Annotated in this window: 8 protein-coding genes; 4 read left to right on the top strand and 4 right to left on the bottom strand. The window is 69.6% G+C overall.

What is annotated here, in order from left to right; translation table 11 throughout:
- Positions 1–17 precede the first annotated feature (17 nt).
- Positions 18–344, bottom strand: a complete 327-nt coding sequence (locus FPZ41_RS42805) for a hypothetical protein (RefSeq protein WP_152869847.1) — start codon at positions 342–344, stop codon at positions 18–20.
- 47 nt (positions 345–391) lie between these two features.
- Complete coding sequence (locus FPZ41_RS42800; protein ID WP_194236419.1) at positions 392–2068, bottom strand: sodium:solute symporter family protein; 1677 nt, start codon at positions 2066–2068, stop codon at positions 392–394.
- Positions 2069–2189: 121 nt separating this feature from the next.
- Here FPZ41_RS42800 and galT point away from each other — a divergent pair, with 121 nt between their 5' ends.
- From galT to galK, 3 genes are all read left to right on the top strand, one after another.
- Positions 2190–3251 (top strand): galactose-1-phosphate uridylyltransferase, encoded by a 1062-nt coding sequence (gene galT / locus FPZ41_RS42795; RefSeq protein WP_322621456.1) that lies wholly within the window; start codon positions 2190–2192, stop codon positions 3249–3251.
- A complete protein-coding gene (gene galE / locus FPZ41_RS42790; RefSeq protein WP_152869842.1) occupies positions 3248–4210 on the top strand; it encodes a UDP-glucose 4-epimerase GalE in 963 nt (320 codons plus the stop codon). Before galT ends, galE begins: the two co-directional genes overlap by 4 nt.
- Positions 4211–4297: 87 nt before the next feature.
- Positions 4298–5473 (top strand): galactokinase, encoded by a 1176-nt coding sequence (gene galK / locus FPZ41_RS42785; RefSeq protein WP_152869851.1) that lies wholly within the window; start codon positions 4298–4300, stop codon positions 5471–5473.
- 47 nt (positions 5474–5520) lie between these two features.
- On the opposite strand, the gene FPZ41_RS42780 is transcribed toward galK, so the two are convergent.
- Entirely contained in the window at positions 5521–5976 is a 456-nt protein-coding gene (locus FPZ41_RS42780) for a GNAT family N-acetyltransferase (RefSeq protein ID WP_152869840.1), read from the bottom strand.
- A gap of 252 nt (positions 5977–6228) precedes the next feature.
- Between FPZ41_RS42780 and FPZ41_RS42775 the strand changes: the two genes are divergently transcribed.
- A complete protein-coding gene (locus FPZ41_RS42775) occupies positions 6229–6993 on the top strand; it encodes a response regulator transcription factor (protein ID WP_322621455.1) in 765 nt (254 codons plus the stop codon).
- Between the two features lie 49 nt (positions 6994–7042).
- Here FPZ41_RS42775 and tamR read toward each other — a convergent pair whose 3' ends face one another.
- Positions 7043–7540 carry a MarR family transcriptional regulator TamR gene (tamR, locus tag FPZ41_RS42770; RefSeq protein ID WP_030844890.1) on the bottom strand — a complete coding sequence of 166 codons (498 nt, stop codon included), beginning with the start codon at positions 7538–7540 and terminating at the stop codon, positions 7043–7045.
- Positions 7541–7709: the final 169 nt, after the last annotated feature.

Raw genomic sequence — 7709 nt, 5'->3', positions numbered from 1 at the left:
CCCGTATACGGCCGCCCTCACTCCTCCGGCGGCCCCTCCTGCGGCCCCTCCCGCGGCACCACCCCCTGCGCACCCTGCTTCAGAGGCCGCAGTCGCAGCCACCCCAGGAAGAACAACCCCAGGGCCAGCATCCCCAGCCCCGTCCACAGGTTGATGTTGACGCCCTCGGCCTTGTCGAGGTCGGCTTCGGAGGCCGTGAGGCCGGCGAGCGTGACGATGACGCCGTAGAGGGAGAACAGGCCGCCGATGATGCGGCGTACGTCGAACAGACGGGCAGCCGTGGCCGACCTGCCCTCCAGTTCGGTGACCTCGCGTTGCGCGTCGTGCTCCGAGTACTCGGACATGGGGGCACTCACTCCTTGAGAAGACAGGTGGACGTCAAAGGGGGGCGTCAGAACGAGAACGGGATGTAGCAGGCAGCCGCCAGGACAATCGCCCCCCAGCCCAGCAGCGCGGGCCTGCGGTACCACGCGTCGTCGCCCTCGGCGGGCGGCTCGGCCATGCCGGGGGAACTGGTGCCGTAGACCAGGCCCTGGAGTTCGGCCTCCGGTTTCGGGGCGGTGAACAGGGACACCGCCACCATCACCACCGCGCCGGCGACGAAGCCCGCGATCGCGGAGACGAAGTTGGCGCCCTGGTCGGAGGGGATGCCGACGACGCCCTGCTTGTAGAGGACGAAGTAGTTGACCATCGCGGCCGTCGTGCCCGCCAGCAGGCCCCAGAAGCCCGACTTCGTCGACGACCGCCGCCAGAACATGCCGAGGATGAAGACCACGAACATCGGGACGTTGAAGAAGCTGAACAGCGTCTGCAGGTAGCTCATGATGTTCGAGAAGGACGAGGCCAGGAACGCCGTGCCGATCGAGGCCAGCACGCCGATGGCCGTGATCAGGCGGCCGAAGCGTACGTAGTAGCCGTCCTCCCGGCCCCTCACCACGTACTTCGCCCAGATGTCGCTGGTGAACACCGTGTTGAAGGACGACACGTTCGCCGCCATGCCCGCCATGAACGCGGCCAGCAGGCCTGTCACGGCGATGCCGAGGACGCCGTTGGGAAGGAGGTCCTCCATCAGGTACGGGATCGCGTCGTTGTACTGGAGGTTCGAGCCCGGTGTGCCGATCTTCGGGACCAGGACCGCGGCGACCAGGCCCGGGATCATCACGAGGAACACGATGAAGATCTTCGGGAAGGCCGCGATCAGCGGGGTGCGCTGGGCCGCCGAGAGGTTCTTCGCGGACAGCGCGCGCTGGACCTCCGCGAAGTTCGTCGTCCAGTAGCCGAAGGACAGGACGAAACCGAGGCCGAGGACGATCGTCAGCCAGTTCGCGCCCAGCGGGTTGTCGCTGCCGATGCCCGTGCCGCCCCACGCGGTGACGAAGTCGCCGCCGTGGCTCGCCGTCAGTGAGTCGGACAGGCCGTCCCAGCCGCCGACCTTCTTCAGGCCGAGCACGGAGAGGGGGATCAGGGCCGCCAGGATCACGAAGAACTGGAGCACCTCGTTGTAGATGGCCGAGGACAGGCCGCCCAGCGTGATGTACGCCAGGACGAAGAAGCCCGCGACCACGATCGACACCCACTGCGGCCAGCCGAGCAGCGCCTCGACGACGATGGCGAGCGCGTACAGGTTCACCCCGGCGATGAGGATCGCGGCGAAGGCGAAGAGCACCGAGCTGAACAGATGCGCCGGGCGGTCGAAGCGCAGCAGCAGGAACTCGGGGACCGAGCGCACCTTGGAGCCGTAGTAGAAGGGCATCATCACCAGGCCGAGGAAGACCATGGCGGGGATGGCGCCGATCCAGTACCAGTGGACGGTGTAGACGCCGTACTGGGCGCTGTTCGCGGCCATGCCGAGGATTTCGGTGGCGCCGAGGTTGGCCGCGACGAAGGCCAGACCGGTGACCCAGGCGGGCAGGGAGCGGCCGGAGAGGAAGAAGTCGAGGCTGGTCTTCACGGAACGGCGGGCGGCGAAGCCGATGCCGAGGACCACGATGAAGTAGATCGCCAGGATCGTGTAGTCGAGCCAGTTGGTGGGGAGCCGCAGCTCCGCTGCCAGGTGTGTGGGGGGCATGGGAGGCATAGGAGGCATGGGGGCTGCTCCGTCATGGGGATTTGTGATTTGATGTGTTCGCTTCTGTTTGATGGTTTGGATGCTTTACATGGTTTGATCGGTTACGGATGGGGAGTCCGCCGTGAAGAAGACCTCGACCCGGCTGGCCGACGGTCGTGAGCTGATCTACTACGACCTGCGCGACGACGCGGTGCGCGACGCGGTGGACCGACGGCCGCTGGAGCGGACGGTCACCACGTCCGAGGTCCGTCACGACGTGCTCCTCGGCGACTCGGTCGCCATCGCCTCGCACCGCCAGGGCCGCACTTACCATCCGCCCGCCGACGAATGCCCCCTGTGCCCGTCCCGGGGCGACCGGCTGAGCGAGATCCCCGACTCCTCGTACGACGTGGCCGTGTTCGAGAACCGCTTCCCGTCCCTCGCCGGGGACTCCGGCCGCTGCGAGGTCGTCTGCTTCACCTCCGACCACGACGCGTCCTTCAAGGACCTGACCGAGGGGCAGGCCCGTCTGGTCCTGGAGGCCTGGACCGACCGCACCGCCGAGCTGTCGCATCTCCCCTCCGTGGAGCAGGTGTTCTGCTTCGAGAACCGCGGTGCCGAGATCGGCGTCACCCTCGGACATCCGCACGGGCAGATCTACGCCTACCCCTTCACCACCCCGCGCACCGCCCTGATGCTGCGCTCACTCGCCGCCCACAAGGAGGCGACCGGCGGCGAGAACCTCTTCGACGCCGTACTGGAGCGCGAGCTGGCAGACGAGCGGATCGTGCTCCAGGCCGAGCACTGGGTCGCCTTCGTGCCGTACGCGGCGCACTGGCCGTACGAGGTGCACCTCTACCCGCGCCGACGAGTCCCCGACCTGCTCGCGCTGGGCGAGGACGCCCGCACAGAGTTCCCCAAGGTCTATCTGGAACTCTTGAAGCGCTTCGACCGGATATTCGGCGAAGGTGAGCCCCCGACGCCGTACATCGCGGCCTGGCACCAGGCCCCGTTCGGCGCGCTGGAGGAGTTCGACGGGGTCGTGCGTGAGGACTACGCGCTTCACCTTGAGCTTTTCACCATTCGCCGCACTTCCGGCAAGCTGAAGTTCCTCGCGGGTTCCGAGTCCGGCATGAACGTGTTCATCAACGACGTGCCGCCGGAACGCGCGGCCGAGCGATTGCGAGAGGTAGCGAGTTCATGAGCGGTAAGTACCTGGTCACCGGTGGCGCGGGCTATGTCGGCAGCGTGGTCGCCCAGCATCTGCTGGAGGCGGGCCACGAGGTCGTCGTCCTCGACAACCTCTCGACCGGCTTCCGCGAGGCGGTGCCCGCGGGCGCCTCCTTCATCGAGGGCGACATCCGCGACGCTGCCAAATGGGTGGATTCCACCTTCGACGCCGTCCTCCACTTCGCCGCGAGCTCACAGGTCGGCGAGTCCGTCGCGAAGCCCGAGAAGTACTGGGACAACAACGTCGGCGGCACGATGGCGCTGCTCGCCGCCATGCGCTCGGCGGGCGTCCGCAAGCTCGTCTTCTCCTCCACCGCGGCCACGTACGGCGAACCCGAGACGACCCCCATCGTCGAGTCCGCGCCGACCTCCCCGACCAACCCCTACGGCGCCACCAAGCTCGCCGTCGACCACATGATCACCAGCGAGGCGACGGCCCACGGTCTGGGCGCGGTCAGCCTGCGCTACTTCAACGTGGCGGGCGCGTACGGGGCGTACGGAGAGCGCCACGAGCCCGAGTCGCACCTCATCCCGCTGGTGCTCCAGGTAGCGCAGGGCAAGCGCGACGCCATCTCCGTCTTCGGCGACGACTACCCCACGCCCGACGGCACCTGCATCCGGGACTACATCCACGTGGCCGACCTGGCGGAGGCCCACCTGCTCGCGCTGGACGCGGCCCGGCCCACCGAGCACCTGATCTGCAACCTCGGCAACGGCGAGGGCTTCTCGGTCCGCGAGGTCATCGAGACGGTGCGCCGGGTGACCGGTCACCCGATCCCGGAGGTCATGGCCCCGCGCCGTGGCGGCGACCCGGCGGTGCTGGTCGCGTCCGCGCAGACGGCCCGTGAGCGGCTGGGCTGGAACCCGTCGCGTGCGGACCTCGCGGGGATCGTGGCGGACGCGTGGGAGTTCGCGCAGCAGCGCGACAAGTGATGGTGAGGGCCGGAGATCGAGAGCCGGCCCCATAGGAAAGGTCAGGGTCAGGGGATGAGCGTTGCGGGCGCTGAGGCGGGGGCCGGGATGGGCGCTTCCGCTGTCGCGGATGTCGCGGATGTCGCGGAGCGGTTCAGGGAGCAGTACGGGGCCGAGCCGGAGGGAGTGTGGGCGGCGCCGGGCCGGGTCAATCTGATCGGCGAGCACACCGACTACAACGACGGCTTCGTGATGCCCTTCGCGCTGCCGCACACCACGATCGCGGCCGTCTCACGCCGCACGGACGGCGTCCTGCGGCTGCACTCGGCGGACGTCGAGGGCGGCGCCGTGGAGCTGACCCTCGACTCCCTGGCCCCGGAGTCCGACCGGCACTGGACGGCCTACCCCGCCGGCGTGGTCTGGGCCCTGCGCGAGGTCGGCCACACGGCGATCACGGGCGCGGACGTTCACCTGGCCTCGACGGTCCCGACGGGCGCCGGCCTGTCGTCGTCGGCGGCGCTGGAGGTCGTGGTCGCCCTCGCGCTGAACGACCTGTACGAGCTGGGCCTGCGGGGCTGGCAGCTGGCCCGCCTGTGCCAGCGCGCCGAGAACGTCTACGTGGGCGCGCCCACCGGGATCATGGACCAGACCGCGTCGGCGTGCTGCGAGGCCGGTCACGCCCTGTTCCTGGACACCCGGGACCTCTCCCAGCGCCAGATCCCCTTCGACCTGGCGGCGGAGGGCATGCGCCTGCTGGTCGTCGACACCCGGGTCAAGCATGCCCACAGCGACGGCGAGTACGGCAAGCGCCGCGCGGGCTGCGAGAAGGGCGCGGCGCTCCTGGGCGTGGACGCGCTCAGGGACGTGCCGTACGACGGACTGGACGCGGCCCTGGCCCGCCTCGGCGACGAGGAGGAGGTCCGCCGCCTCGTCCGCCACATAGTGACGGAGAACGAACGGGTGGAGCGGGTCGTGTCCCTCCTTCAGGCGGGCGACACCCGTGCCATCGGCCCCGTCCTCGTCGAGGGCCACGCCTCCCTGCGGGACGACTTCCGCATCTCCTGCCCGGAGCTGGACCTGGTCGTCGACACGGCGCTGGGCGCGGGTGCGGTGGGTGCCCGTATGACGGGCGGCGGCTTCGGCGGCTCAGCCATCGTGCTGATCGAGGCCGCGGACGAGGAGACGGTCACCAAGGCGGTGGAGGAGGCCTTCGCGACCGCCGGCTTCACGGCACCCCGCGTGTTCGCGGCGGTGCCGGCGGCGGGGGCGCGGCGGTTGATGTGACCCGGGGCGACACCCCGGATTAGCGGCACACATCCCCGCGGCCCGTCTCACCCCAACCGTTTCGTGAGCGTGTACTCCGTGATCCCCGGCGGATAGCCGGGGATCACGCACACCACGTCGTACCCCTGCTTCTTGTAGAAGTCCGGTGCCTGGAAGTCCCATGTCTCCAGACGGGAGTTCCGGCAGCCACGGTCGGCCACGGCCGTGCGTTCCGCCTCGGAGAGGAGGCGGGAGCCCAGCCCGGCCCCCCGGCAGCGTTCGTCGACCCACAGGTAGGTGACATGCAGCCAGGTCGCCCAGGTGTGCCCGACGAGCCCGCCGGCCAGGCCGCCGGAGGCGTCCAGCGCCCACACGTGCAGCGGAGCCTCACGTTCGCCCGGTGTTCCGCGCAGGGAACGGAGCACTGAGGAAGCCGAAGTGTTCGTCTCCCGTAGTCGGGAACGCAGCAATTGGCTACGCTCTTTGTCGACTTCCGTCTCAACACGAAACATACGGCTCACCATAAACGCGCCGGTCAATCAGTTCTGCGATTTTCCTTCCGCTGCCTGCCCTCGGCCTTACTCTGATGGACAGCACCGGTGGGGGCCGGTGCTGATCAGGGGGCGAGACAGTCGGGTACGACGCCCGAAGTGGGGGTAGCAGTTGCAGCACGGCGGCGGCCGTGCCGTTGCGGCAGCCCCGATCCCAGGTGGATGACCGGGAGCACTTCGGGCGCCGTACCTGCGCCGGTCGTCCCCCGACCAGTGGGGGTATCAGTGGTTCGCATCCGAGTCCTGGTCGTCGACGACCACCGCATCTTCGCCGAGTCGCTCGCCGCGGCCCTTGCCGCCGAGCCCGACGTCGACGTGTCCGCAGCCGGCAGCGGCCCCGCCGCGCTGCGCTGCCTGGAACGCGCGGCGGCGGAAGGCCGCAGGTTCGACGTGCTGCTGGTCGACGCGGACCTCGGGGGCAATGCCCCCGGGGCGCGACCGGCCGCCGTACCCGTGCGGGAAGGCAAGGAGGACGGGCTCGTCGACGGCATCTCGCTCGTCGTCGGCGTCCGCTCCGGGCAGCCGGGCGTACGGACCGTCGTCCTCGCCGAGAAGGACGACCCGCGCCGCGCCGCACTCGCCCTGCAGGCCGGGGCGTCCGGCTGGGTCGCCAAGGACTGCTCGCTGTCCCGGCTGCTCACCGTCATACGGGGTGTGCTGCGTGACGAGACGCATCTGCCGCCCGCCCTGCTCACCGGCGTGCTGCGGGAGCTCACCGCGGCCCGGAAGCACCGCACCGAGAGCGAGCGGCTCGTCGAGTCCCTCACACCACGCGAGCGGGAAGTCCTGCAGTGCATGGTGGCGGGGCTGGGGCGCAAGGCCGTCGCCGAGCGCCTCTTCCTGTCCCCGCACACCGTCCGCACGCACATGCAGAACGTCCTCGGGAAGCTCGGGGTCCACTCGACCCTCGCAGCCGTCGCACTCGCCCGCCGCGCCGGTGTCGGGCCGGTCGACCTGGGGCCTGTGTCGAAAGTGGCGCCTGCCGGGTGACGCCCGGCACGCTCCCCCGCGTTCTTCGAGCAGGGGGAGGCCACAGACCCTAGCCGGGAATGTTGTCGAACGGGGCGGTCAACTGGCGTAGCAGCCCGGCCAGTTCACCTCGCTGGGCGCGCGACAGCTCCGCGAGGATCGCGCGCTCCTGGTCGAGGAGGCCCGCCAGGGCCTGATCCGCCCGGTCCCGGCCCTCGTCCGTCAGCCGGACCAGGACACCTCGGCGGTCACTGGGGTCGGGCAGCCGCTCCACCAGGCCCTTCTTCGCCAGCCGGTCGATACGGTTCGTCATCGTGCCCGAGGTGACGAGGGTCTGTGTGAGCAGCTGACCGGGGGAGAGCTGGTACGGCGTCCCCGCGCGCCTGAGTGCGGTCAGCACGTCGAACTCCCACGGCTCCAGCTGGTGCTCGGAGAACGCCAGACGGCGCGCCCGGTCCAGGTGCCGGGCCAGTCTGCTCACCCGGCTGAGCACTTCCAGCGGCTCCACGTCGAGGTCCGGGCGCTCCCGGCGCCACGCTGCGACCAGCCGATCGACCTCGTCCTCCATGGCGATCAGTGTAGTGGTTGTGTCGATGTGAAGTCTCTTGATGTCGAGCATGTTGTTATTAAGTCTCTTGACTTCGAGATATGTGCCCTGTCACGGTGAGAGTGCGACTTGAGCCACGAGGAGCCACGAGGAGATCCGCCCATGTCCCCCACCGCCCCCGTCTGGGACC

The sequence above is a fragment of the Streptomyces acidicola genome, from assembly GCF_009377235.1.
GTDB lineage: Bacteria > Actinomycetota > Actinomycetes > Streptomycetales > Streptomycetaceae > Streptomyces > Streptomyces acidicola.
This window is presented reverse-complemented; position numbering and strand designations above follow the sequence as displayed.

Coding starts and splice junctions, on each gene's coding strand:
- FPZ41_RS42805 (WP_152869847.1), bottom strand. CDS start 344: ATGTCCGAGTACTCGGAGCACGACGCGCAACGCGAGGTCACCGAACTG.
- FPZ41_RS42780 (WP_152869840.1), bottom strand. CDS start 5,976: ATGGTGAGCCGTATGTTTCGTGTTGAGACGGAAGTCGACAAAGAGCGT.
- galK (WP_152869851.1), top strand. CDS start 4,298: ATGGGCGCTTCCGCTGTCGCGGATGTCGCGGATGTCGCGGAGCGGTTC.
- tamR (WP_030844890.1), bottom strand. CDS start 7,540: ATGGAGGACGAGGTCGATCGGCTGGTCGCAGCGTGGCGCCGGGAGCGC.
- galE (WP_152869842.1), top strand. CDS start 3,248: ATGAGCGGTAAGTACCTGGTCACCGGTGGCGCGGGCTATGTCGGCAGC.
- FPZ41_RS42800 (WP_194236419.1), bottom strand. CDS start 2,068: ATGCCCCCCACACACCTGGCAGCGGAGCTGCGGCTCCCCACCAACTGG.